The organism is Thalassobacillus sp. CUG 92003 (assembly GCF_013618635.1).
Taxonomy (GTDB): domain Bacteria; phylum Bacillota; class Bacilli; order Bacillales; family Halobacillaceae; genus CUG-92003.
On record NZ_JABLSJ010000021.1, the window covers coordinates 1 to 23,949 of the forward strand.

The following is a 23,949-nucleotide window of genomic DNA, read 5'->3' on the forward strand; positions in this document are numbered from 1 at the left end:
ATTACTATAATATATGCAAAGAAGATTGATTTGCTTTAGACAGGTAGCATAAATGGTTAAAATGTTTAGAATTAGATAATTTCACATCATAGATTTTAGTGAAGGAAATACCTCTAACCATTCGGAGGTTGTAGTTATATCTCAGAATATACTCTCTGAAAAACAAGCACTCCAAACTGTCTTTTAATTCAAACGGCCCTCTAATAATTTTAGTTTTTCTTTATGTAAAGAATCTCTAAATACGGTAATATGATTAATACTCTTTGCCTTATAAGCATCCAACAGATTACTTCTTATTTGCTCATCTGGCTCTGCAAGGACCGTACCATGAATATAGACGAATATTGGCCCAAACCATGAGGTACGAGGGGCAAAGATTGACTTTTAAAACTGCTTGTCCCATTAAACTACGTCATATTAGTAGAACAAGAACAGCTCCCACAACTAAGTTTTTCGTTTAACTCGAAAATTTCATGCAACCAGTAAGCGGTTTTTAAATACGGACAAATAGAATTGAATCATTTCTTCTCCTTTGCCACATTGCTCACCAACAAACATAAACTACGGAACTACCGTAGGCCGCTTTTCACTGTATTTTGTTCAAAATAGCAAGTTCATATGCTAAGATGGAACTAAATGGTAAATAAAGGAGTTGACTCTTCATGACCTTACGAGCATTCCCCCATTTAATGTTCGGCGGAAATGCAAAGGAAGCAATCCAATATTACAAAAACATATTGGATGCTAAAGTTCTCACGGTCCAAACGTACGGAGAGATTCCGTCATTTCCTGGCATGTCTTTTCCTGAAAAAATCTTGGACTTTGTGGCACATGCAAGATTACAAGTTGGTGAAACGGAAATGATCCTTTTCGATTCGCCGGGATTCCCCCGTCAAATAGGAAATCAGGCAGCTATTTATGTAACAACGAACGAAGTAGAGAAAACAAAACAATTTTTTGAAGATTTAAAACAAGATGGGAAGGTTATCGGCCCAATGGAGGAAACCTCCTTCACCCCTGCTCAAGGGTATGTAATGGACAAGTTCGGGGTAACCTTCACTATTATCACTGAAACTCAAAACTAATTTATAGTTAAATCCAGCACTCTTTTTATCTAAACCTGGGTTAGCAGCCCCCGCCTCCCCAATTCTTGAATAAGTAAAGGGCGATTACTCTTATTTAATAATCACCCCACCGTAAGATTCATGTTTGAGATATACCTAGCGGAGCCTTTCACTTGATCGATCACCAGTTAATACAATAAGGGTGACTGTATTCTAGCGCAGTCAGTAAATCTTCTTCCGACGTTTGACGGATATCTTCCGGGAGAAAGCCTTTCTCCAAAAGGAGCAACGCTGCTTTCCCGGTCCAGTCTTTGAACACCTGGAGAGACTCCGAGGAGTAACGGTTCAGAGCATTCTGAATCTGCACTTTGATACACATTCTCGGGTAGGATTGGTTCATTGAACCGTCCGTCCTTGACAATTTGAGCGATGACTTTCGCATCTTTCGGGTCGTTCTTCGTCGGGGAGTCGCCGTCCATTTAGTTGAACCGTTTTACCTTCATCGGATTGACGACTACGGTATGAATACCACGCGCTTTCAGATGGTAAGCCAGGTCCAGCCAGTTATGGCCGGTAGGCTCCATTCCGATCACGATATCCGGGCGGCTATGTTCCTCGGAAAGGTATCTCGCCCAGGAAAGAAGATGCTAAAATCCTTCCATCGAATTGGCGAAGACTGGCGAGATCCCATCCCTGGTCATCAACGACTCGTGCGACATGTTTGTGTTTAGCCACATCGATGCCGATGATTAGTATTCGTTCATTCATTTGTGCTAAGCGCTGATTTTGTGTAAAGTCCTCCATCGGTAGATCATGCATGACACTCTCTATCGTACCAAGGGGACTTTTTTATACATTTGTCGTTTTCTCCGATTTCCTCTCACATTTTTCCTAACAGGAATGCTCCTTTGTTATTTTCTTCTGCCTACCGATTCCCGGCCAAAGGTTTTAAAGAAAATGCGGTTTTATTTATTATAAATAAGAAAAAAATACTGCATAATGGTAACGATAATCTGAAGTCCCTTGATGCCCTCTTTCGTACCAAGTTGACGAGATTAACTCCTATTTTTCAGCTTTATTAGGTCAGGGTTATTCGTCTTCAAAGAAGATTTCCATTTCATGATCGTTTCAAGCTTCCCTTTCACAAAATTCCGCAACATTTGATTCAAATTAATTTCCTAAATTATTTTTGTCCTATACTAGGAGACATAGGTATATTACTTAAGCTACCCTGTTCCCTTAAAAAGTATTTTTGTTAAGCCAATCCTCCTAACATCATTTAAATTTATTATTTTTAATTGGAGGAGTATCATACACGTCCTCCGGTGCAGGTAAAAGTTTTGCAGGGGCTCCGTATGGGCCAGGGCGAGATACGTATCTGAACTGTCCTCTGCCATCAGGAGCTATACCTTGAGCCCAAGGCCCACTGGCATCTGCTTCTCCCCTAGAAGTATTGTAGAAGTCATAGGCGACTGCCTGCTTCTCGTTCTCTCTCGGGAAGGTTGTAGGTACCACCACGTCTCCCGATTTTGCCTCAATCTCCCTGATAGCCTGAATCCATTGGTTTTGGTGAGCTGTGTCTCTTGCTAGTAAAAAGCTTAATGTATCTTTAACGCAAGGGTCATCCGTTAACTCAAATAAGCGTGCCACCTGAAGTCTTCCCTGTGATTCAGCTGTTAAATTTGCCCTGAAATCAGCTAATAAGTTTCCACTGGATATAATGTAATCTGCGGTCCATCGGTTCCCAACACTATCTGCAGGTATCGCCCCTAGCCCTGAAACAATAGCATGTTGTGGGTTCATCCCACCCATAATTGCAGCAATAGCAGGATCTGATTGATAAGCACTTTCTTGTTGTTCCAGTGATGTATTATCTAATAAACGAGCAATTAAGGTCGCAAGGATTTCCACGTGAGCAATCTCTTCTGTCCCTATATCCATCAATAAGTCACGGTACTTCTTATTTCCACCACGGACATTCATGCCTTGGAATAAATACTGCATCATGACAGAAATTTCCCCCCATTGACCTCCTAATACTTCCTGCAACTGCTTAGCAAAAATAGGATCAGGTTGAGAAACTTTTGCTTCATACTGCAATTCTTTTACATGAAAAAACATTTTATTCCCCCCTTCACTTCAAATTCAACATATGCCCAGATTCTTTTTACGTGCAAAAGAATCATTTAAAAAAGAAGCCCTTAAAAATGAGATTTTTCAGAAAGATACACTTTAGGGGCAGCCTTTTCATCGTTGCGTGAATGGGAAATAATTTTAATGAGAACCTAAGGGCAGACTCATGTAGCTGGAAAGAGTATTCCGTAATAATCTCATTTTAAAATCTTTTCAAAGGAGTTAATTTTAATGAGCCTGACTGAAGTTTTATGGAGAGTTTCATTATCTTTTATTGTGCTTTTCGTACTGACTAGGATTATGGGGAGAAAAGAGATTAGTCAGATGACTTTTTTTAACTTCGTTTCCGCTATTGCCATTGGATCAATTACTGCCAACTTAGCTGTTAACGGAAACTTGAGTATTAGAAATGGAGTGATTGCTCTCGTCATATGGACTGCTTTCACTCTACTCATTGCTTTTATTGATATCAAGTCAAAAAATGCACGCAAATTCACCACTGGAGAGCCTGTTATTGTCATTAGAGAAGGGAGGATAATGGAAAATTCACTTAGGTCTACACAGCTTGATATCGATTCTCTCCGAGCCTTGCTTCGGCAAAAAAGTATTTTCACTTTAAAAGATGTGCAATTTGCTATTTTTGAGACAAGCGGCCGACTGTCAGTAATGAAATATGAAAGCAATCAGCCTGCAACGAAAAAAGACTTGAACATTATTCCCAAAGATAATATTTATCCTTTAGCTACTGAAGTAATATCGGACGGTTTAATAAACACGGAAAACTTGCATAGGTTAGGAAAGAATAAAGACTGGCTTAACCAACAACTTCAAAATAAAGGAATCCACAATATTGATCAAGTTTTTTACGCAGAAGTACTTCCAAACGCAGCGTTATATGTTGATAAAAAGGACGATGCATCCTCATAAGTTTTATAGGAAGATGTTGACTTTTAAAATGATCCGGGTTTTCTTTCAAATAAGGAACAACAAATTAATGAGGCGTGGTTAGTGTTATGGGTATTTCAAGTGGAAATCAACAGAAATAGCCCTTTCATTATTGCGAAACCTGACAGCTTCAAAATGTGCAAGTTATCAGACCATGTACAATCATGCGGGAGATCATGATTTAAAAATGCTTTTAGAAGAGCTTGTTCTAGGGATTAAACAAGAAATTGAAGAAATATTACAAATGAATGGTGTCCCCTCCTAAGCGATCTGTCGCAAATTCAGAAAATATCCCTGCAGGGGCAAAATTTAATGATCCTGAAATCAGTGCAGCTATTTCCTTGAGTATCGGCCAAGGCCAGGTTGCATGTAGCCAAGCTATTGGTCAATCTACTCGTGAAGATATCAGAAATGACTTCTAGGACACACCTAGAGGAAAGTATTAAGAAAATTTCTACCTTATGAGTATGTGCTATTTTCATCTTGTCCATTTCTAATTCACCCTCCCCTATCTTCATAGGAATTTTATGAGTGAAGATGGATAAGGGTATAGGTTCAATACAATGGCGCATCTTAAATCTTGAGGAGGTAGCATAAATGACACATTTAAAGTTGCTGGCGCTGAAGTTTGCCTTCACTTTAGGGATACTGTTTATCATTTTAGGTTTAGGGTTTGACGTCTCTTTCAGAAACGTGTTTCTCATTTCCCTTGTTGTTAGTGCTCTCGGTTATTTGGGAGACGTGGCGATTTTATCGAAAACAAACAATACCATGACCACATCCGGGGATTTTGTCCTTTACTTCGCCGTCATATACTTTATGACGGATGCACTGACGGTCGGTGTCGGTGTATTTGAAGCCACACTGATCTCAGCTGTATCCTTAGCGTTTTGTGAATACTTCTTTCATCAATCTGTGGCAAGAAGCTTCAACCAAGAAAAGAAAAAAAATCACGAGGTAAGTTCTAATGGTCAACTGCAAACGGAAGCTTCGGAAGAACTTTTTCCGTATGATCAAGAAAATAAAGGGAAATAAAAGCAAAAACCAAGGGAAAACATTCCAATGCCCCTTGGTTTTTCCATTCATATATTTTGCACTTATCCGAACAATAAGAAGGTTACATCACCCAAAATCAAAAGAGGAGTGAGTTCATGTTCTATCACATCAAGGAACTTCAATATAATGCAAAACCCTCCCAGCCTGACCCCGTGTATGCGAAAAAGCTGCAGGAAATCCTAGGCGGGCAGTACGGAGAAATGTCTGTGATGATGCAGTATCTTTTTCAAGGCTGGAACTGCCGTGCTGAAAATAAATACAAAGACATGATTCTAGACATTGCGACAGAGGAAATCGCACACGTAGAAATGATCGCTACCATGATCGCACAGCTTCTAGACGGAGCACCAGCGCATGCTCAGGACCAAGCGTCTAAAGACCCTGCCATTGAGGCTGTGCTTGGTGGAATGAATCCCCAACACGCCATTGTCAACGGATTGGGAGCACAGCCTAATGACAGCGTCGGCTTCCCTTGGACCGCCCGCTACACGGTTGCAAGTGGAAACCTGCTTGCCGACTTCCGTGCGAACCTCAATGCGGAATCCCAGGGACGGCTCCAAGTATGCCGGCTTTACGAAATGACGACAGACCCTGGAGTTAGAGACATGCTCTCTTTCCTTATTGCCCGTGATACGATGCACCAGAATCAATGGATGGCTGCCATCGAAGAGCTGGAGCAAACACAGGGAGCCGTCGTCCCAAGTACGTTTAACCCAGAATACGAAAAACAGGAAGTTTCCTACTCGTTCTACAACTTCTCTAAAGGTACGGAAAGCCAACAAGGAAGATGGGCAGGTGGCCCGACCTTGGACGGTAAAGGCTCTTTTGAATACATCGAGGATCCTAAGCCAATGGGTCAAGTACCTGACCTCAAACCAGGACCTCCATATATGCATGGAACTACACCAAAAGACGTCAGAACAGGTCAAAATCCTTTTTTCCAATCCTAAAATATATAAGGGAAGCCGCATTCAGACAGACTTTTCTTCCTGAATGCGGGTTACATACTCCATTCCTCTATAACTTAATTATCGCCCCGTTTTTATAAGACTCGAACTCAAGATATATTATATTTTCAGCTTATTTGACGAGTTTATTTCTATAAAAAAGTTAGTAGTTAGTAAAAGAGGAGGCCACTGCCACCCATCCTAATTGATTATTTTGTTTCACTTCTAGCTTATCTGATTTATCTTCCATAGGAGATGTCCGGTTAAGTATTTAAAAGAAAAGCCTCTTAAGAGTTTATAGACTCTTAAGAGGCATATTAGATTTAGTATACGATCTAAAAACCATTCAATATCCAGTCAAATTATTTCCCCTCTTCTGTGTAACTTCGTTCAGACTGATAAACAGACGCTTCGTTTACTTCTGCAATAAAAAATCTTCGTTTAATTTTGCAAAGATGTTTTTCCTCATTACATTCTGAGTTACATTTTGAAATGTAGCATCCTCCCATATATTATTAGAGATTAGTTTCAATACTAACAACATTTTTATCCCTCAGTATTTATGAAGCAAATTATTTACTTGTAATTTTTTGTAATGGTCCTGATTTTACAATTATGGTAACTTTGCACAAACTCTGACATTATAAATAATTTCCTTAGATGACCAGTTTGTAATTAACAGCATCAATTGAGACCTCTTAGTGAACGTAACTAATTCAAATGTGTACTACCTACTCATGTACCTAATTACTTTGAAACATGTGTATAATCAACCTCAAATTTTCTTCATTTTTTATAAATAACTTGTAACTTTTGCCTGCATCATACGTGGATGTATTGAAAGGGGAAGCAAATGGATAACCAAAGCTTGGATGCTATTTACCAGTCTTATATGTTAGATATTTATCGCTATTTGTTATCTCTTTGTCGTGATCCATACCTTACAGAAGATCTTGTCCAAGAAACCTTCTTCCGTGCTTACCTTCACATAGAAGATATTGATGAAAAAAAGATAAAACCATGGTTGTTCAGTGTTGCTTATCACGCATTTATTGATATAAAGCGTAAAGAAAAGCACAGTACTATCAAAGAGGAGTCCTTTTTTCAAAAGATAGCAGAAACTGATTCATTGGAAAAGAAAGTAATATTAAACGAACAACTTAGAGAGGTAGAGCAAATCATTTACCATATGGATGAGAAACAAAGGCAAGCGATATTGTTGGTCGATTTCAACCAATTGTCTTATAAAGAAGCAGCATCTGTTATAAGTGTGAACCTATCTCATTTAAAAATATTATTATTTCGTGCTCGCCAAGCTATTCGTCAGCAAAGTGAAAGGAGTGAGTTTGATGAGTGATGACTTTAAAAAAAGATTGGATGATTACGCAGAAGGAAAATTGTCATCAGAAGAGGAAATGGAATTAAATAAAGAGCTAGAAAAAATGGAACAATACCAAGCTCATTTAGATGAACAAATGGGGCCAAATAAAAAAAATATAGACTTTGAACATTACAACAAAAAACAACAAAAGATATTGAAAAGAGGGAAATGGAAAGCTCGTTTTCAAAACGGTTTAACGGCAATAGGTATTCTCATCATTGTAACACTTCTATGCAGCTTTCTAACTACTGCATTCTATGCACTGGGGAACCGGGGGGAGGTTTACAATGATGTTATTAAATCAACTATAGCTTTTACTAAACCAAACTCCAAAGTAATAAGTGAAAGTTTTTCTCCTAACACCTTCTTTACAATGAATTGGAGTGGAGAATTATCTAAAGAAATTGGAGATGATATTGAAACTTCTAATAAGTATAATATGAATTTTTTATTTCATTCTCCTTGGAGTATGGATAATCAGTTAAAGAACAAGCAAAGTGATTATTTTATCAGCCCTAACCATAACGACAACCCTAAGAACGATTGGGATAAGTTAGAAAATTTACCTGAAGGAACAGTAGTGGAAGCTTATATTTCATTCGATCAATTTTATACAACTTCCCAAGTATTTAATAGATTACAAGGACAAAATTATAGACCTGTCTGGTTTGCTGTAGAATCCGGACAAAATAAGGAAAATGAAAACAGTAATAACATACACAACAGTACTATTGGTATGCCTTTGATTCCTGTTAACCAATCTAGCACTTCAGAAAGCGGAAATGGGAGTATATCATCTCAACAAGTAATTAACTCCCCTGAGAATCGTAACGATAAATTCATTCAAACACTGCGTTTAATGAGAGATTATGAACATATATCAGAAGAAATAATAGCAGACCCGTCATTTAACCTGGATAATACTATTAGATTTATTGAAGAAAATGGTGTTAATATTTACGGCGCTGTAATCACTGGACCTACGAAAGAAATTCTTAATCTTCAAGATGAAGGTTGGGTATCTGATGTTTCGGTGGGAGAGTCGCGTTTATGGAATTGGAATCAATAATTCTATAGAAGACGGGGGCTTGAGGGTACTCTTTTGGTTAAGGCTTGATTGAATAAAATCTATAATAATGGAGTGAGAACATGAGTAATACGAAAATAGAGAACCCAAGATTTAACTACGCAGCTACGTCTTTTACGATGGGAATATTAGCAATTATTATCCCATTTTTAGGTTTAATATTTGGTATCGTCGGTATAGTAACATCCAATAAAACAATAAGAACATTAAAAAACATCGACGAAAAAGGATATAAGACAGCAAAGGCAGGTCTTATATGCAGTATTATAGGCGTTATTATTCAGCTATTTTTAATCGCTGGGGTTTGGACTTTCTATATGTTTTAAATGATGGTTTCAGGCTTAATGATTAGTTATTAAGGGGCACGAGTTGAATGACATTAAAAACTCTGATCCGCAAGTAAATAACTTGCGGATCAGAGAACTACCCTTTATTTATGGGTTTCTATATGCGTGACCATCAACATAACCATCTTCATCTCCATACACATAATGCGTGATTGTACCAATTTGCACGCCTTCCCAAGGTGTGCCTATCTCATATGAAAAGCTCACCTCACCATATGCATAGCCACTTGACATATAATGTGTTTCATTTAGTTTATCCATGTTTACAGTGGGATTCAGTTGTCTTACAACATATCCCCCACCACTTACCGTATCTAAAACCCGATAGCTGTTTGCATCATAAGATCCTTCGGCTCTTGTAATCACTACATCCAAGCCAAACATTTCTATAGTGTACTCGCTCCACATATTCCAACGAGTTGAAGCAAGTCTCACATCATCATTACCTAGACTGCCTGTTTCAGATACAACAACATCTCCATTTTGAAGGGTTACACTTTCACCTTGATTAATAGTTTTCAATCGGCCAAGCGCCTCTTCAAAGAGATCCGCATCATTTAAATAATCTACAAATTTTTCTTGTTTTTTCTTAGGCAATTTTTTAAAATCTTCGAGGGCTTGTCCCGATTGTAATTCTGAATCAGAACTTAATAGGTTAGATTTTTGAGCCATTTTCTCTTCTAAATAATTAATGTAATCATCTGGCGAGTTAACACTACCCGACTCAGACTCTGCCGACACACTTGATGCTCCAAAACCTACTAACATTAGTGAAAAGCTGAATAACATAGCGACAACAATCTTCATGTTTTTCTTCAAGCAATTACCTCCTAATTTTTCGTTAGTATATATCCATCTGCCCTCCCTTCAAAGAAGCGTTATTGTCATTTTCTAGATTAATTTACAAATACCTCCATAATTTATCAAAAACACTAAAATTTTTTTACAATTTCATGACACCAAGAGACAAAACTAACACGATAGTTACACGCATAATCTTCAAATAGATTGCATGATATATAGTCACTTTCTCTAGCACGCCTTTTATCACCACTCATATAATAAGAGTGATAGTTAGGAGGTGCAATATGAGCAAAAAAAAGAAAAACGATCATAAAGAGGTTTACGACAAAGTTATAGATATGTTGGTAAATACCACCCTGAATCGGCACGGGGTTAAACTAGACAAGAACAAAATTGATCAAAAAAATAAAGAAGAATTGAAGAAGATGGTGGAAGAACTCAAGAATAATGTTAACTCCCTAAGCAAAACAGAGAAAGAAGAATAGACTTTTCGCTACATTTGGATGGTCTATTAAAAAATGGGGATACATGCTAGTACAATCACCCTTCCTCTTTAATCTACCTCGCGTAGGATAATAAAGAAAAGGAGGTGACATCACATGGCAAGTTATGATAGTTACCGTAAGATTTGTCTACTGGAACAGGAACTTGAAGCACTTCGAGGAAATAGCAAGTCGGAACAAGGCTGTGGTAATAAAGAATGGAATGCTTTAGACCCGACAATGTCTCACCCGTTGGACAATGAAACAGTTGCTCAAGAAGCAGACCAAGTTATTAAATCTGTGCAACAGTCTTTTGAATCGATTGTTGTTAAAGACTCTAGTGAGGTAGAAGTAACTACAACAGACACACAAGCTGCAGTAAACCTTCAAATAGCTCTCCAGGCCGCTATTGCTCTCGTTCTTAGTATTTCAATTGCAGATAGCACTAAGGCAGATCAAATTACTCAAGAATTGACTTCAAAGATAAAATCCAGTCAGATCAATAGACAACAAACTTACGTCGAGAACTCCCGCGGAGTAACAGTTACCACTACTGACACTGATATCGCTATTAACGCCCAGGTCCTACTACAGATATTAGTAGCTCTAGTCGCTCGACTAGATATTCTGTAATGTTTTATGAATCTTAACTGAGTACTTTGAACACCTCTAAAAAAAGGTTGATTTGTTAAAATAATTGAACGATATACGTTTAAAACCCCAGTTAAGTACTGGGGGATACATACACACTTTACACAAACTCGACACCAACCCTTATTCTGGTACATGACCTTAATGCATAAGTTTTCTCATCCTGTAAAACCTATTTCTGAATAAAAATTTAGGAAGGAGGGGTGAGGATGCTTAAAAAGCTTTCGACTATTTTATGTACCTTAGTATTTACAGCTATGGTATTCACTAATTCAGTTTCTGCGGAGAACAATAATAACTACAATGAACAAGATGTAAACCAAAACTATGATGTCAGAGATACAGCTGCAAATAACGCTGCAGACGATGGCATGAATTGGGAATGGGTTGGGTTACTTGGTTTAGCAGGGTTATTAGGATTACGAAGAAAAGATCCAGATAAAGCTTAAAATGAAAGAAAGGACCGCTAAAGGTCCTTTCTTTTTCTAATTCCCACTTTATCCTTTATGCATAGGGGGGAGTAAGAGCCATCCCTTCTCTTTATTTAATCGGAGAGTTTTTGCTCCTGCTTGTGCTTTATTCATATGCAACTGACCAAATAACATAGCAATATCTTCCCGAGTTGACTGACCAATGGCTTGGCTACATGCAACAAGCCCCTGAGCAATGTTCATAGAAATAGCTGCACTTATTTCTGGGTCGTTCATCCTTGCACCGGATGGGATATCTTCTAAATCTGCCACCGAACGTTCTGGTGGGGTAGGGGGTAATACAATTCCATTAGCTTTAAGAATTTCTTCAATATCTCTAGTTTCTTGCTTAATCCCTTGTACAAGTTCGTCTAAAAGTCTTTTCAATTCTTTGTCACCAGCATGATTGTAAAGGGTTTGATATGTTGCGGAAGTTCCCTTAATTGTTGTTAAGTAACTCCAAAGACTAAATACCTCACCGTAATGCAACGGTTCTTTTGGTTGACTGCCACTCAAGATTCCCATTTGATTTCACTCCTGTTTAAGTAAATTTACAAAGATATTATGTGATAGTACTACTTAGGTTATACAGCAGTTACATAAAAAATTAAGACCCCATTTTATAATGGAGTTCTAATAATATCTTGAAGCTGTGTCTTCAATCATCGGGGTCTTTACTTTAATAAAGTTCATGACAAAAGTCCTTTAACATACATCATTTTATAAAAAATGAATAGCTTCTTTTTGCGTTTCCTCCCATTAATAGAAATGGAGTAAGTTTTTTTGTCATGTTCACTCAGCTCCTAATTTATATTTAAAGCAATGAAAATTCGATTAATGCGACCCTTTAGAATAGGAATATTTTTCTAATTATTAGTATTAGTCCAATAATTATAGGTAATGTCGCAAAAATAAAAAACAGCACCCGAAACACTCATACCAATAAAAAATAGCAAAAAAACATATAATGGACTAATTAGAAGTGTGAATATATATTTAAGACGTTTCGTTTTGGTCAGTGTGAACACAACAGAACCTAGGGAAAAAATGCTTATTAGAATTAATAAACCTGCTGTGATTTTATTTTCCTCCTTATTCTGTTTCACCGAGCGCCCCCATGATATAACTCATTCAAGTCCAAGATAAAACAATCTGACCCTAATACCTTTTTGTTTACTCAACTTAACGGTTTTACTCCCTCTTATATCATTACTTGCTTTTTCAGCACATAAATTAACTGTCCGTTTTATTGAGCGGGTTCGATGCATTGTATTAGCAGAACTCAGTTAAAGAACCTTTTGGGTATAGATCTAGGCTGTAAAGGTAAATAGGAAACAGAAACGCTTGGATATTTGAAATCCAAGCGTTTCTTCACCATTCAGCAATTGGAATAATCGAGCTAATAACTCTTGTTCTTTTCCATAGCCGGCATTGGGCTCAAAGGCTTTGATGTTACCCAGAATCATGGGACCAGTGTAATTGGTTTTTCACTCCAACGCTTTTAGAAATATCGATTTCTCCGGCACATCGCATTTGGCATTGGTAGCGATTCCTTTGCTCCAATATTCTTTTCCTATCCAGTAGCTAACGCCGAACTGCTCAAAACATAGAATATTTCCAGAAACATTATTTTGAACATGATCGCTGGTTCATCAGCCCGTGCTACAGCGCCATCAATTCATTGCCGCGAATGGTAGTCCAATATCCCCTAGACCTTGTCGCCAACCCTTAAATAACTGACCAGGACGCCGAATGCTAGGACTGACATTCATTTGCCCGGTTCAATAATAGCTCCTTCTCACGGTTATTCCGGGTCATCGTCGCCGCTCGTTCAAATTCTGTACGGGCTTCATCAAAACGCCCCAGTTTGACCAGTAGATCGCCACGAACGCTAGGCAGTAGATGATATCCCTTAAGGGAAGGTTCGGCACAAAGCTCGTCGACAATCTGTAGTCCATAAGAAGGTCCAAATGCCATTGATATGGCAACCGCCCGGTTTAATTCTACTATCGGCGATGGAGTTACCCTGGCCAATGCTTCGTAAAGGGCAGAGATTCGTATCCAATCAGTCTCAGCTGGCGTAGGGGCTTTCGCATGACAAGCAGAAATCGCAGCTTGCAGCGCGTACGGACCGAGTGTACTTCCAAGCTTCTGACTGCGCTCCAATGCTGCCAGACCCCGGCGGATCAACAATTGATCCCACTGCGTTCGATTTTGATCTAACAGACGAACCGGTTCTCTTTCGGGATTAACCCGAGCTTTAAGCCGGGAAGCTTGAATCTCCATAAGGGAAACGAGGCCGTGAACTTCCGATTCATTAGGCACGATCTCGGCTAGTATACGTCCCAGTCTCAATGCCTCCTGACATAGTAATGGGCGGATCCAATCATTACCTGATGTTGCTGAATAACCTTCATTGAACATTAGGTAAATCACTTCAAGTACGACAGACAGACGGTCTTTGAGTGCTTCCCCTGTTGGCACATCAAAAGATACTTTTTTGGCTCTGAGGGTTCTCTTGGCACGGACGATTCTCTGGGCAATCGTCGATTCGGCAATAAGGAAAGAACGTGCAATTTCCTTTGTAGTAAGTCCGCATAACAGGCGAAGCGTTAGGGCGACTCTTGCATTTGGGGATAAAACTGGATGGCAGGTCATAAAAATCAGACGAAGGAGATCATCACCGATCTCCCCGTCCAAAACATAATCCACATCTTCCTCTTTATATAAATCCATACCGTGAGCAATCTCTCCATACTTGTGATCACGCAGCTTTGCCCTTCTCATAAAATCGACCGCACGCCGTTTCGCGGTTGTCATCAGCCAGGCACCTGGGTTGTCAGGGATTCCGATCTCTGGCCATTGTTCAAGAGCAACCACTAATGCATCGTGGGCAATATCCTCTGCAATATCCACGTCCCGTAGCATTCGGGTTAAACTCGCAATTAGCTTTGCCGACTCCATTCTCCATATGGCATCAGTGGTTCGATGTGTATCGATTAAACTCACGTTTTTTTCTGCTCCTCTACCTGCTTATCGAGCTTTGCATCTTTTGCAAGCAATTCTGAATTAATCGTAAGATCCCCCGCTTCATATAACGGCCTGAGTTCAATCTCACCTTGCCCAAATCCATGGGGATCCGGATATCGATATGCCCATTCAATTGCTTCTTCTTTCGATTTCACTTCAATTAGAGTATATCCTGCAATTAATTCTTTAGCTTCCGTAAACGGCCCATCAATGACTTTAGGTTTCCCTCCAGGTACCGGATAGGAAATCCGTATTCCGCTTGAGCTGGGCTGCAGCCCGGCCCTATCGAGCAAAACACCAGCTTTCGCCAATTCTTCATGATACTTTTGCATGGCACTATAAAGCTCCTCACTCGGCATAACCCTCTCTTCTGAATCCGTTGTAGCCTTGACAATGATCATAAATCTCATATGTGTTTACCTCCTTTATCTTTTGAAGCTTCCTTAACCCATGTATCATCCATTCGGGTAATTCCGCTTCTATATATACGACGAACTAACCTTTACTGAATAGACAATAATTTTTAATTTTTTTGGTCTCCCTAACACTTTCTTGGGCGGGAAGCAAAATTCCTTTCACTTAATAAAAATGTGACAGTCACACAAACGAATTGGTTGAGGCCAACACAGCAACTCTCTAGTGTCCGTGAAATACAAGACGGGGGGGTATATAATTTATTGCATACGCAAGAAAACGTATCTTTTGGAAGGGAACAGGAGGGCTTAGATTACTTTATACTTGGGAGTGGCAATCAACATAATAATTAAGAACGATTTAAAACTCTTAAATACGAAAATTGATGATAATAGCGGTGCAATAAAGCTGGAGTACGAGGTTATGAAATAATAAGTGTACGAAATCTCATTCCTATATAGACGTACCTGCTTTAAGATGTAAGTATGCCTGATAGGATAGAGGAAACTTGAGGAAAATGCCAAAGGATAAATTTCAACATAAAAGTCGATTTCTTGTATTTAGAAATCGACTTTTAAATGGCTTGTTCAATTAAACTGAGTTTTAGTGAAAGAAAAAAGTTGAGTTCTATTCCAAATATTCTACCCCTATGTTTGGAATAACAAGCGCACTCCAAAATATTTTGAATTACACCATTTTTTAAAAGTATTCTCTTAACCAAGAGGTAGTGTCGAAAATGTTGTGTAAATCTCAATAGGGGGCGCCCCTCGGTTTTATGTTTTTTAGAGGGTATTCGGTATATGGCCCCGCGGGCCATATACCGAATACCCTGTTTACTTAGCTCGTTCATTCCCATAACGATATTGGAACATCTCTTGAAGTATAGGGGCTGCATCGCCGAATCCTCTTAGCTTTCGGTTCGACCATTGCTCATTGTATTCCTTCGCTTGAAGATAAACGATCTTTTCAGCTGCTTGCTCACCAGGCAAGCTGTTCATGATTTTGGTTCGTTTCTTAATTTCTTTCATCGTACGTTCAATGATGTTCGTCGTATAAATCATGGGCTGGATGGAAGATGGGTACTTCAAGAAGGTTAGAAGCACATCTAAATCCTCCTTCCAAGACTTGATCACTTTGGGATACTTCTTCTCCCAGTTGGTTCGAAAGTCTTCAAAACGTTCTTTAGCTTCCTCTAGACTATTCGCTTTATAGATGGGCTTCAGGTCCTCAGCTACTGGGGACTAATTGAAGAGATTGGGACTGCCTATGATGCTCATACATTTTTAAAGATTACTAACAAGAAGATTATTGCCCCTATATTGAGGTAACACCTTACGAAGCCATGCGTCTTTTGGTGTTTGCTTCTAATTTGAGATCAGGCTCAAGACATCCAGCAGCCTTCGTAAGCTTATAAGTTCCAGATAATGATATCTAAGTTCTTGCTTTATCGGATGTTAGTATTAAGTCAAGAAAGGACCTATGCCATCGAGAATCAACTAGATAACATGGTTCGTCAGTCGTGATGGGCACAACCACTTCCAGACGGAATTGTTTGGACGATATAAGCGACGCGATCAGTGGCTCGGGGAAACCATCGTAGCCATGTATCAAAAAGGCATGAGCACGCGTGAAATTGGTAACTTTATCGAAAAGATGTTAGGTGATTCTTATTCTTCCAGCACCGCAAGTAACATCACTGATGTCGTCAAAGAGGATATAGAGGCTTGGAAAGAGTGAGCTCTCCAACGTCGTTATTCTGTCCTCTATCTCGATGGAACGTACTTAAAACGCCGTCGAGATGATGTGGAAAGTGAAGTTGTCTATCTCGTTGTCGGCGTCACGGAAGCAGGTTATCGGGAAATTCTTGGCTTCTATGTAGGAGGGAAGGAAAGCTCTAACAGAGAGGAGTTACCCTACCTTGCGTACAAGTATAAAATTTGGCCATATTAGGAAGAAAAATTACTGAACCCAATAAAATTATAATCCACAATAAGTTTTAATACTTTATGAACAGTTTTCAGTCATAATCCATTCACCAAAACATTACATAAGATTACACTTCAAGAAAATTGAGCCTAATACTATAACGGTTAGCCAGCCCTTTAATATCTTTCTTACGTACGCCATTGAGCGCATTGCGCACTTTATGTACGACGCACCGTTGTACATCGGCTTTGGGGAAGACCAAAGGGAAAGGAAATAGCGGTAAAACATTGTGAAAATATTCGAGGTTATGCGGATCCGGAACCTCATCTTTCGTTACGAGCCATGGTCCTAGCGGCAGTGTCCCATCCACGCTTTTTCCTTGCAGCCATTGCAGGGTGCGTTTTTGAAGGTCACGGACGCTCACATCGTTAGCTATGGTGTATCCTGCCACATGATCCAGGGCATCTTCTTCCTTGACGTCCTTAGCCTGTCTGCCAATGACGAAGGCAAATTCCGCTTCGAAATCATACTGATCAGATCTATTTTTTTTCACAATTGGGGCTTCAGGACCAGAAATTGTGTTGCTGAACTTAGCAAACAATACAGGGTTTTCTGGCAGCTCCCGCTTCATTTCTAAAATGTGTTCTCGATAGTTATGCCCAACACAAATGATCTTGTTCGGTTTCCCGACGGGCGCTTCCAATTTGACAGCCCCTGTGGCAAAAACCACTGTTCCTTCTACTTCCAGACCATTAGATATAACATGGTTCACAGCATCTTCAGCTTCCTTAAGTGATTCTTCTCCTCCTTCTAACAATGAACTCATGTCAGAGGGAACGTAGACATCAGCAATTTTTTTTTGCCATCTGGCTTCCCTTAAATGCTTGATACTTCTCATAAGCCCTGTTTAAATCGATGACTACTCCATCTTCATAGACACCTGTTCTTTTTCCCTGTTTGTCTGCCACATAATTAACTAGTTTCATATTTTCTCTCCACCTCAAAATGTAATACCATTCAATTATGGTTTTTTGTAGTTAAAATAATGGTTTATTCTCTTGATACCTTAAATCCTCAACTCTTCTTGACTTCAATTCAAAGCGCGGAAGTACATTATCTTCCACTAACTCTAAATCCACTCTCAGACCGAGCCTTTCTCTTAAAAGCGCTTTCAATTCTTCGAAGATAAAGTGATCACCTTCATACTGGACTTTCACTTGATCCATCCCATTTTCTTGGTAATAAACAATCCTGAACTCTTTCACATTTTTAAACTCTCTTACAATAGACTCAATCGATTGCGGGAAAATATTGATACCGCGAATGACTACCATATCGTCTTGTCTGCCTACAATCCCTCCCGGAAGAAAACGATAGGGATTCCCGCAGCCGCATCTCCCCATAGAGTGAACCACTACATCTCCTGTGCGATATCTGATTAGAGGATAACCGTATCTTCCTAAATTGGTTAGTACGAGCTCTCCTCTTTCCCCCTCCTGAACATGCTGTCCAGTCTCAGGATCTATCACTTCTGCAATGAATTCCGATTCATTTACATGGAGACCTTTTTGTTCTGAACAAGAAAACCCGTAAGCTCCCATCTCTGTCATGCCTACATGGTCAAACACTTTTGCGTTCCAGCTTGCTTCCATTTTCCCTCGGACAGAAGGTATCGATCCCCCCGGCTCGCCTGCGGTAATGATTTTTTCAATGGAGGAATTGTATATGGCGATATTATTTTTTTCGGCCACTTCTGCAAGGTGCAGGGCATAACTCGGAGTACATAGCAGTACGGTCGCATGATTTTCAATAATATTGTAAAGTCTTTGCTTAGTGGTTTGACCTCCACCTGGTATCACGAGGCACCCCACTTCTTTTCCGGCTTGATAACCGCCCCAGAATCCGACAAAAGGGCCGAAGGAAAACGCAATGAAAATCGTATCTTCTTCTGTAACACCACTGCTTTTATATACTTCCTGCCAGCATTTACTCCACCATTCCCAGCTTTCCTTTGTATCCATAACACGAATCGGTTTTCCTGTCGTTCCTGATGTTTGGTGGAATTCTACATAGCTAGATAACTGATAGGAATAATTATTTCCGACTGGTTTATTATTCTCTTGATCCTCCGATAGTTCTCGCTTGAAGGTAAACGGTAATTCAGCCAAATCTTCATATCCCCTTACCGGTAACCGGATATCTTTAATTTTTTCCTGATAAAATTTGTTATTTTGCAAAGTAAACACTAGCATCTGGTTCAGCCGCTGAAACTGGTAGGATTTGAGATCCATTTTTGTTTCATATAATGGATATAGAGCTGCCGCTTCCATATAAAGCTCCTTTCGTTATTGTTTTAGGTCATGTTAATGCTAATTATAAAGTTGACTGGAATGATGAAAAAGTGTGTAATTCTTATATACGGAATATTTTTTTGCTGCTTGCTGAATTTTTTGACTTTTCGATATAATGAGCTTACAAATGATTTTAAAAGGAGAAAAGGCATGGCTGATTCTAAAAAAAGGAGATATACCACGCTTGAAAACGCGCTTCGTCTGCTTAAAAGTTTCTCTGAAGATGAACCTGAATTGGGAGTAAATGAAATAGCTGCTAAACTGAGGATCGGCACTAGTACGGCACACCGGATCTTGTCTTCACTTGCTGAAGAGGGATTTGTCGTAAAAGACCCTGCTTCTAATAAATACACTTTAGGTCTTGCTGTTCTGCAGCTGACCAATACGGTAACAGAACAAATAAAAATCATAAAAGACTCCTCTTTCCTATTAAAAGAACTTACACAGGAAACAGGGGAAAGTTCGCATATAGGGATCATAGATGGTGATGCCGTCATTTACCTGCAGAAAGTGAACGGTATTCACCCTGTTAAACTGGATTCCCACCTTGGCAAACGCAATCCTATTCATTGTACAAGCTCCGGTTTAGCATATCTTGCTTTCAAATCACCAGCATTCATTGAAAAACGTCTCACAGGCCCGCTAAAGGCATATACCAGTTATACCATCACTAATAATGATCAACTGAAGAAAAGACTTTCTCAAATTCGAAAACAAGGATATGTAAGAACTGATCGTGAGTTCCGCGATGATATTTATGCCATAGGCGCGCCTATCTATAAATCACCCCAGGAAGTCATCGCTTCCATCAATATTGCCGGGCCTGCCAAACGCGTAAAACCAAGAAAAAATTTCTATACAGAAAAGGTTATCGAAGCTAGCAGACAAATCTCAGCAATTATCACAGAAAGACATAAAAGGAAGTGAATCTATGAAGAGTCCAGCACATAAGGATAAATATTTGCTGTCTTCCGTTCTTAATGCCATGCAAGTACTGCAGCTTTTCAAAAATGACAAACATGACTTAAGTATGGCGGAGATCTCCCATGCAGCTGATTTACCCAAAAGTACAGCACATCGCCTAATTTCCACCCTTACTAATGAAGGGTTCCTATCACAAAATCCCAGGACCGGAAAATATCGGCTCGGACTTTCATTATTGACGTTAGGTGGCGTCATATCTGTTCATAAAGAGATCTATCAAGAAGCATTTCCACTTCTGGAAACGCTAGTAAGAAAAGTGAATGAGACTTGTCATTTATGCTTGTTGGAAAAAGAAAGGGTTGTCTACTTCTATCGAAGCGAAAGAAAGAATCCGGAGATGTTGGTGACAGACATCGGGAAAAAAAGTCCGATGCATTGCACAGGTGAAGGGCTGATACTGCTTGCTTATCAAGATAAATCCTTTACAGAATATATATTTAGCAAGGAATTGAAGCAGTATACCCCTTATACTATTACAGACCCTGAGGCTCTAAGATCTACCCTTGAAACTATCAGACAAAAGGGATATGCGATTTCAAAAGAACATTATTTTAGAAATTTCGTTGGAATAGCTGTACCCATCAGGGATTATTCGTCAAATGTTGTTTCCTCTTTAGCTATCATCGGACCAACTGAGCGAATAAATGAAGGTAACTATTCTTATTATATAGAAGCGTTAAAACGCGCAGCCAGTGATATTTCACAAGAGTTGGGATACTATGGGGAAGCATGAAAACAAGAAAGATCAAAATGTTATGAACCAAAGGAAGACCGGAACCGATTCGGATGAATCGGTTCCGGTCTTCCTTTTTTTGCAGGTACCGTGTTAGTTATCCGTTGGTCTTTTCAGCTGACAAACATTTATATGATCAGTCTCCCTTTTCGTAATGCTACGAGAGATAAAAGGTATTTAGTTGCGGTCCTAAAGGCAAATGCCCTTGTTCAAGAATATCTATAATATAGAGGAATGGGTTATCTTCCCATCCCGACTGATCGGCAACAATTTCCCAAGAGCAGGCTAACACACTGATATACATGGCATGGCCCACCAGAAAAGACACTGTTTTTTGGTCGTCATATCGTTGGAATGCACCTTTAAAAGAACCATGATAAACCAGTTCAGGTATGTCATTCACTATTTTGTCCAGAATAGCTCTCCGACCAGTTTCTTCAACTATTACTGCAATTTCATCCGGTATATCTTTAAGTCTCTTCCAGGCGAGGCTATTATCCAAATCTAACTGGCTGATTTTTTCTGGCACCTCCGCTGTTGCCAGCCATTCTTTTTGAAAGGTATCAACTTCCAGGGCTGTCATAAATCGATCTAATTGCTCTTTGACATCATATTTTTCATCTCCGATTTCCTTATACCATGGCAGTTTTTCCAGCCGATTGATCAAAGCAGTTACTTGCTTGCTATTTGCACCGTACAATTCTTTATCCTTGCCCTTAATTGTTACGCCCATTTACTTCTCCTCCTTTCTTAATATTTTGTCGTTAATTCAGGCGGTCCAAATTTAGGTCCATAAGGTCCTTCATCCAGCCAGCGTCCCAGCTTAGGAGCGATGGCAGTGAGTGACGCTGCTACCTCACGTTTCATATTCATTTCTAGAGCATTTCCTTGCAAATGATGTAATGCTGTAGTAGAACCGTCTCTATTCCATTTCGCAGCTACTCTCCGCTCATGAGCGGAGGCATCAATTGCTGATTTTCTGTCTTCTTCCTTGTTACATTGAAGCGCTTTTTCAATGCCATTAACTGCAATAATGGCATCTGGAACGCCGGAATTCAGCCCTCTCGCACCAAACGGGGCGAAAAGATGTGCCGCTTCGCCTGCTAACAGTACCCTGCGGTTATTATCCGTAAAGGAATTTGCTACCACTTGATGGAAACGGTACGAAGAGACCCAGGTAATCCTTTCTGTATATTTTGGATCCATGACTTTCGGCAGCCATTTTTTAACACCTTCTACATCTTTGAACTCTTCAGGATCATCATCTTCTAATAATTGCAAATCCACTCGCCAACCGCCTTTGAACGGGACATGCATGACATTACGTCCTCCCATCGCTGGATGTTGATAGTGGAAAATCCGCTCAAGCGGAAGGGGATTCTCTTCATCTTCCTTTATGTCTACGACAAGGAAAGTATCCTGTGTTCGAGGACCTTCAAATTTCAAGCCTACTGATTGACGAACGACAGAGCGGCCGCCATCTGCCCCGATAACGTAATCTGCTTCCCACTCTTCGCCTGATTCTGTAATCACTTTGACTCCATCAGAGCTGCTTTGACAATCGGCTACAGATGTGCCCCAGATAAATTCAACTCCTTCCTCTATGCAGGCATCATAAATATGGCCTTCTATCTCTACCTGATGCAATGCGGTAAAAGGCGGCAATTTATCAGGATCATTGGTGTTGGTTATCCCATAATCTTTTTTGTATACCTCTTTACCTTTATACAACGTTCTTTTCACTGGCCATACAATACCATTACGAGCAAGTGTAAATCCTAAACCTTCATACTGAGATTCCAGCAATTTTAAAGATGCATTGTGAAGAAATATTGCTCTGCTCCCAGCACGAGGACTGTTTTTTTGCTGCGCTTCTATTACTGCGCAGGAAATCCCACGCGATTGCAATGCTAAAGCTGCCGTCATTCCAACCGGCCCAGCCCCTACTACTATCGCGGTACGTTTCGTTGATTGTTCACTCATATGACAAAGCTCCTTTTTTTAGATTATTTAAAATTTTCACGATAAACAAAGTATAAAGTAACTTTATCGGCTGATATAGCAATTAATTCTTCTATATGGAACTTGGTATGCGGATCAGAATATGGAAAATCCCACGACGCGAAACGGACTCCCAGAACAAGCAGCTTTGATGAATACACGCTGCCCGTGGTCCTCTATCCCCACTAACTTTTCACTTAGTCCAAAAATTAGATAAATGTGCTTAAAAATGCTAATATTAACAATAAGCGATGTAGTTAAAAGGTGGTCAAGGACATGGCAGAAACAGACAAAACGAAAAACGTCCAATCTCTTTTAGTTGGATTTAAGATTATCGAATTCATATCAAAATATAATCATCCGCTAAAATTCAATGAAATTCATGAAAAAACAAAAATAACAAAAAGTAATTTATATAAATACTTAAATACGCTTACTTCTCTTGGAATACTGCACAGAGATAAAGAAAACGGGTTATATACTTTAGGAAGCACCCTGATTCAATACGGGATGTCAGCCCTGAATAAAGAAGATGTCGCAAGTAAAATGAAACCATACCTAAATGAAATCAATTTACAAATGAAAGAAACTACTCTATTAACGGTATGGACCCATGATGGACCCATGATTATGAATATGATCCATAGCAGCAAGGGATTAAACTTGGGAGGTCAAGTAGGGACAGTACTTCCGATCAATTCAGCTGCAGGAAAAATCTTTGCTGCATTATTGGATGATTCCAGTATTAAAAAATGGAAAGAGACAGAATACAACAGACTTAATGACAGGGAGATCAATGAATTAGAAGCCGCACTCAAAAAAATACGTGACGAAGAAATAGCTTTCGCTGAGGAAGCATTAGCCAGATCTGTGGCATCTGTAGCTATTCCCGTTTTCAATTATAATCACGATTTGTTAGGAAGCGTCATTGTGGTAGGGTTTGAAGATGCTATTCCCAAAAACTCCCGCGACGAAAAAAGCCTATATTTAATTGAAAAAGGAAAAGAGATTTCAGCTGCATTTGGAGATTCGGAGTAAGGGTTGATAAAAAAGATACCTAAAAAACCCGAACCCATCCGGATAGGAATGAGGCCACTGAAATACTGTCCTGTTTTTTGGTCTGAATAAAAAAAGAGCGATTTT

24 protein-coding genes and 4 pseudogenes are annotated in these 23,949 nt (G+C 39.5%); 14 read left to right on the forward strand and 14 right to left on the reverse strand.

Features of this window, described 5'->3' with window-relative positions; translation table 11 throughout:
- The first annotated feature begins 662 nt into the window (after positions 1–662).
- Positions 663–1,085 carry a VOC family protein gene (locus HOP45_RS19985; protein WP_181351248.1) on the forward strand — a complete coding sequence of 141 codons (423 nt, stop codon included), beginning with the start codon at positions 663–665 and terminating at the stop codon, positions 1,083–1,085.
- A 160-nt stretch (positions 1,086–1,245) separates the two neighbouring features.
- Here the strand turns inward: HOP45_RS19985 and HOP45_RS20815 are convergent, their stop codons facing one another.
- From HOP45_RS20815 to HOP45_RS19995, 3 genes are all read right to left on the reverse strand, one after another.
- Positions 1,246–1,464 (reverse strand): hypothetical protein, encoded by a 219-nt coding sequence (locus tag HOP45_RS20815; RefSeq protein ID WP_255437777.1) that lies wholly within the window; start codon positions 1,462–1,464, stop codon positions 1,246–1,248.
- A gap of 206 nt (positions 1,465–1,670) precedes the next feature.
- Positions 1,671–1,883 carry an IS110 family transposase gene (locus tag HOP45_RS20825; protein WP_255437778.1) on the reverse strand — a complete coding sequence of 71 codons (213 nt, stop codon included), beginning with the start codon at positions 1,881–1,883 and terminating at the stop codon, positions 1,671–1,673.
- 456 nt (positions 1,884–2,339) lie between these two features.
- Entirely contained in the window at positions 2,340–3,185 is an 846-nt protein-coding gene (locus tag HOP45_RS19995) for a manganese catalase (protein ID WP_181351249.1), read from the reverse strand.
- Positions 3,186–3,428: 243 nt separating this feature from the next.
- Here HOP45_RS19995 and HOP45_RS20000 point away from each other — a divergent pair, with 243 nt between their 5' ends.
- From HOP45_RS20000 to HOP45_RS20025, 6 genes are all read left to right on the forward strand, one after another.
- A complete protein-coding gene (locus HOP45_RS20000) occupies positions 3,429–4,124 on the forward strand; it encodes a YetF domain-containing protein (protein ID WP_181351250.1) in 696 nt (231 codons plus the stop codon).
- A 615-nt stretch (positions 4,125–4,739) separates the two neighbouring features.
- Positions 4,740–5,177, forward strand: a complete 438-nt coding sequence (locus HOP45_RS20005; RefSeq protein WP_181351251.1) for a YndM family protein — start codon at positions 4,740–4,742, stop codon at positions 5,175–5,177.
- 116 nt (positions 5,178–5,293) lie between these two features.
- Positions 5,294–6,148 (forward strand): manganese catalase, encoded by an 855-nt coding sequence (locus HOP45_RS20010; RefSeq protein WP_181351252.1) that lies wholly within the window; start codon positions 5,294–5,296, stop codon positions 6,146–6,148.
- Between the two features lie 850 nt (positions 6,149–6,998).
- Entirely contained in the window at positions 6,999–7,502 is a 504-nt protein-coding gene (locus HOP45_RS20015; protein ID WP_181351253.1) for a sigma-70 family RNA polymerase sigma factor, read from the forward strand.
- Positions 7,495–8,595 (forward strand): anti-sigma factor, encoded by a 1,101-nt coding sequence (locus tag HOP45_RS20020; protein ID WP_181351254.1) that lies wholly within the window; start codon positions 7,495–7,497, stop codon positions 8,593–8,595. The genes HOP45_RS20015 and HOP45_RS20020 overlap by 8 nt, the downstream gene beginning before the upstream one ends.
- 80 nt (positions 8,596–8,675) lie before the next feature.
- Positions 8,676–8,939 (forward strand): DUF4190 domain-containing protein, encoded by a 264-nt coding sequence (locus HOP45_RS20025; protein WP_181351255.1) that lies wholly within the window; start codon positions 8,676–8,678, stop codon positions 8,937–8,939.
- Positions 8,940–9,047: 108 nt separating this feature from the next.
- Here the strand turns inward: HOP45_RS20025 and HOP45_RS20030 are convergent, their stop codons facing one another.
- Entirely contained in the window at positions 9,048–9,779 is a 732-nt protein-coding gene (locus tag HOP45_RS20030; protein ID WP_181351256.1) for a hypothetical protein, read from the reverse strand.
- 269 nt (positions 9,780–10,048) lie between these two features.
- On the opposite strand from HOP45_RS20030, the gene HOP45_RS20035 reads away from it, so the two are divergent.
- The 3 genes from HOP45_RS20035 (at position 10,049) to HOP45_RS20045 (ending at position 11,346) form a co-directional block, all read left to right on the forward strand.
- A complete protein-coding gene (locus tag HOP45_RS20035; protein WP_181351257.1) occupies positions 10,049–10,249 on the forward strand; it encodes a hypothetical protein in 201 nt (66 codons plus the stop codon).
- Positions 10,250–10,486: 237 nt separating this feature from the next.
- On the forward strand, positions 10,487–10,879 hold the full coding sequence (locus tag HOP45_RS20040) for a spore coat protein (protein ID WP_255437783.1): 393 nt from the start codon (positions 10,487–10,489) through the stop codon (positions 10,877–10,879).
- 227 nt (positions 10,880–11,106) lie between these two features.
- The gene (locus HOP45_RS20045; RefSeq protein WP_181351259.1) at positions 11,107–11,346 is read left to right on the forward strand and encodes a WGxxGxxG family protein; all 240 of its coding nucleotides are present in this window, start codon (positions 11,107–11,109) and stop codon (positions 11,344–11,346) included.
- 48 nt (positions 11,347–11,394) lie between these two features.
- Here HOP45_RS20045 and HOP45_RS20050 read toward each other — a convergent pair whose 3' ends face one another.
- From HOP45_RS20050 to HOP45_RS20065, 4 genes and pseudogenes are all read right to left on the reverse strand, one after another.
- The gene (locus HOP45_RS20050; protein WP_181351260.1) at positions 11,395–11,892 is read right to left on the reverse strand and encodes a DUF3231 family protein; all 498 of its coding nucleotides are present in this window, start codon (positions 11,890–11,892) and stop codon (positions 11,395–11,397) included.
- Positions 11,893–13,122: 1,230 nt separating this feature from the next.
- A complete protein-coding gene (locus HOP45_RS20055) occupies positions 13,123–14,376 on the reverse strand; it encodes an RNA polymerase sigma factor (RefSeq protein WP_181351261.1) in 1,254 nt (417 codons plus the stop codon).
- Positions 14,373–14,807: a YciI family protein gene (locus HOP45_RS20060; protein ID WP_181351262.1), complete on the reverse strand. Its 435-nt coding sequence runs from the start codon at positions 14,805–14,807 to the stop codon at positions 14,373–14,375. The genes HOP45_RS20055 and HOP45_RS20060 overlap by 4 nt, the downstream gene beginning before the upstream one ends.
- Before the next feature lie 837 nt (positions 14,808–15,644).
- A pseudogene (locus tag HOP45_RS20065) lies at positions 15,645–16,046 on the reverse strand (transposase); the annotation flags it as partial.
- A gap of 277 nt (positions 16,047–16,323) precedes the next feature.
- Between HOP45_RS20065 and HOP45_RS20070 the strand changes: the two are divergent.
- A pseudogene (locus HOP45_RS20070) lies at positions 16,324–16,707 on the forward strand (transposase); the annotation flags it as partial.
- A 196-nt stretch (positions 16,708–16,903) separates the two neighbouring features.
- On the opposite strand, the pseudogene HOP45_RS21130 reads toward HOP45_RS20070, so the two are convergent.
- The 4 genes and pseudogenes from HOP45_RS21130 to HOP45_RS20080 all read right to left on the reverse strand — a co-directional run.
- A pseudogene (locus tag HOP45_RS21130) lies at positions 16,904–16,996 on the reverse strand (transposase); the annotation flags it as partial.
- 48 nt (positions 16,997–17,044) lie between these two features.
- Positions 17,045–17,635: pseudogene (locus HOP45_RS21070) on the reverse strand (fumarylacetoacetate hydrolase family protein); the annotation flags it as partial.
- The gene (locus HOP45_RS20845; protein WP_255437780.1) at positions 17,583–17,723 is read right to left on the reverse strand and encodes a hypothetical protein; all 141 of its coding nucleotides are present in this window, start codon (positions 17,721–17,723) and stop codon (positions 17,583–17,585) included. The pseudogene HOP45_RS21070 and the gene HOP45_RS20845, both read right to left, overlap by 53 nt.
- Positions 17,724–17,774: 51 nt before the next feature.
- Positions 17,775–19,067, reverse strand: a complete 1,293-nt coding sequence (locus tag HOP45_RS20080; protein WP_181351263.1) for a phenylacetate--CoA ligase family protein — start codon at positions 19,065–19,067, stop codon at positions 17,775–17,777.
- Positions 19,068–19,238: 171 nt separating this feature from the next.
- On the opposite strand from HOP45_RS20080, the gene HOP45_RS20085 reads away from it, so the two are divergent.
- Entirely contained in the window at positions 19,239–20,015 is a 777-nt protein-coding gene (locus HOP45_RS20085; protein WP_181351264.1) for an IclR family transcriptional regulator, read from the forward strand.
- Positions 20,016–20,019: 4 nt separating this feature from the next.
- Positions 20,020–20,805 carry an IclR family transcriptional regulator gene (locus HOP45_RS20090; RefSeq protein WP_181351265.1) on the forward strand — a complete coding sequence of 262 codons (786 nt, stop codon included), beginning with the start codon at positions 20,020–20,022 and terminating at the stop codon, positions 20,803–20,805.
- 157 nt (positions 20,806–20,962) lie between these two features.
- Here HOP45_RS20090 and HOP45_RS20095 read toward each other — a convergent pair whose 3' ends face one another.
- A complete protein-coding gene (locus HOP45_RS20095) occupies positions 20,963–21,538 on the reverse strand; it encodes a hypothetical protein (protein WP_181351266.1) in 576 nt (191 codons plus the stop codon).
- Positions 21,539–21,555: 17 nt separating this feature from the next.
- A complete protein-coding gene (locus HOP45_RS20100) occupies positions 21,556–22,788 on the reverse strand; it encodes an FAD-dependent monooxygenase (RefSeq protein ID WP_181351267.1) in 1,233 nt (410 codons plus the stop codon).
- Between the two features lie 294 nt (positions 22,789–23,082).
- On the opposite strand from HOP45_RS20100, the gene HOP45_RS20105 reads away from it, so the two are divergent.
- Positions 23,083–23,844 carry an IclR family transcriptional regulator gene (locus HOP45_RS20105; protein WP_181351268.1) on the forward strand — a complete coding sequence of 254 codons (762 nt, stop codon included), beginning with the start codon at positions 23,083–23,085 and terminating at the stop codon, positions 23,842–23,844.
- Positions 23,845–23,949: the final 105 nt, after the last annotated feature.

What these genes read in the sequence shown, in the direction of transcription:
- HOP45_RS19985 (WP_181351248.1), top strand. Translation starts at nt 663, where the DNA reads ATGACCTTACGAGCATTCCCCCATTTAATGTTCGGCGGAAATGCAAAG.
- HOP45_RS20815 (WP_255437777.1), bottom strand. Translation starts at nt 1,464, where the DNA reads ATGAACCAATCCTACCCGAGAATGTGTATCAAAGTGCAGATTCAGAAT.
- HOP45_RS20825 (WP_255437778.1), bottom strand. Translation starts at nt 1,883, where the DNA reads ATGCATGATCTACCGATGGAGGACTTTACACAAAATCAGCGCTTAGCA.
- HOP45_RS19995 (WP_181351249.1), bottom strand. Translation starts at nt 3,185, where the DNA reads ATGTTTTTTCATGTAAAAGAATTGCAGTATGAAGCAAAAGTTTCTCAA.
- HOP45_RS20000 (WP_181351250.1), top strand. Translation starts at nt 3,429, where the DNA reads ATGAGCCTGACTGAAGTTTTATGGAGAGTTTCATTATCTTTTATTGTG.
- HOP45_RS20005 (WP_181351251.1), top strand. Translation starts at nt 4,740, where the DNA reads ATGACACATTTAAAGTTGCTGGCGCTGAAGTTTGCCTTCACTTTAGGG.
- HOP45_RS20010 (WP_181351252.1), top strand. Translation starts at nt 5,294, where the DNA reads ATGTTCTATCACATCAAGGAACTTCAATATAATGCAAAACCCTCCCAG.
- HOP45_RS20015 (WP_181351253.1), top strand. Translation starts at nt 6,999, where the DNA reads ATGGATAACCAAAGCTTGGATGCTATTTACCAGTCTTATATGTTAGAT.
- HOP45_RS20020 (WP_181351254.1), top strand. Translation starts at nt 7,495, where the DNA reads ATGAGTGATGACTTTAAAAAAAGATTGGATGATTACGCAGAAGGAAAA.
- HOP45_RS20025 (WP_181351255.1), top strand. Translation starts at nt 8,676, where the DNA reads ATGAGTAATACGAAAATAGAGAACCCAAGATTTAACTACGCAGCTACG.
- HOP45_RS20035 (WP_181351257.1), top strand. Translation starts at nt 10,049, where the DNA reads ATGAGCAAAAAAAAGAAAAACGATCATAAAGAGGTTTACGACAAAGTT.
- HOP45_RS20040 (WP_255437783.1), top strand. Translation starts at nt 10,487, where the DNA reads ATGTCTCACCCGTTGGACAATGAAACAGTTGCTCAAGAAGCAGACCAA.
- HOP45_RS20045 (WP_181351259.1), top strand. Translation starts at nt 11,107, where the DNA reads ATGCTTAAAAAGCTTTCGACTATTTTATGTACCTTAGTATTTACAGCT.
- HOP45_RS20050 (WP_181351260.1), bottom strand. Translation starts at nt 11,892, where the DNA reads ATGGGAATCTTGAGTGGCAGTCAACCAAAAGAACCGTTGCATTACGGT.
- HOP45_RS20060 (WP_181351262.1), bottom strand. Translation starts at nt 14,807, where the DNA reads ATGAGATTTATGATCATTGTCAAGGCTACAACGGATTCAGAAGAGAGG.
- HOP45_RS20845 (WP_255437780.1), bottom strand. Translation starts at nt 17,723, where the DNA reads ATGAAACTAGTTAATTATGTGGCAGACAAACAGGGAAAAAGAACAGGT.
- HOP45_RS20080 (WP_181351263.1), bottom strand. Translation starts at nt 19,067, where the DNA reads ATGGAAGCGGCAGCTCTATATCCATTATATGAAACAAAAATGGATCTC.
- HOP45_RS20085 (WP_181351264.1), top strand. Translation starts at nt 19,239, where the DNA reads ATGGCTGATTCTAAAAAAAGGAGATATACCACGCTTGAAAACGCGCTT.
- HOP45_RS20090 (WP_181351265.1), top strand. Translation starts at nt 20,020, where the DNA reads ATGAAGAGTCCAGCACATAAGGATAAATATTTGCTGTCTTCCGTTCTT.
- HOP45_RS20095 (WP_181351266.1), bottom strand. Translation starts at nt 21,538, where the DNA reads ATGGGCGTAACAATTAAGGGCAAGGATAAAGAATTGTACGGTGCAAAT.
- HOP45_RS20100 (WP_181351267.1), bottom strand. Translation starts at nt 22,788, where the DNA reads ATGAGTGAACAATCAACGAAACGTACCGCGATAGTAGTAGGGGCTGGG.
- HOP45_RS20105 (WP_181351268.1), top strand. Translation starts at nt 23,083, where the DNA reads ATGGCAGAAACAGACAAAACGAAAAACGTCCAATCTCTTTTAGTTGGA.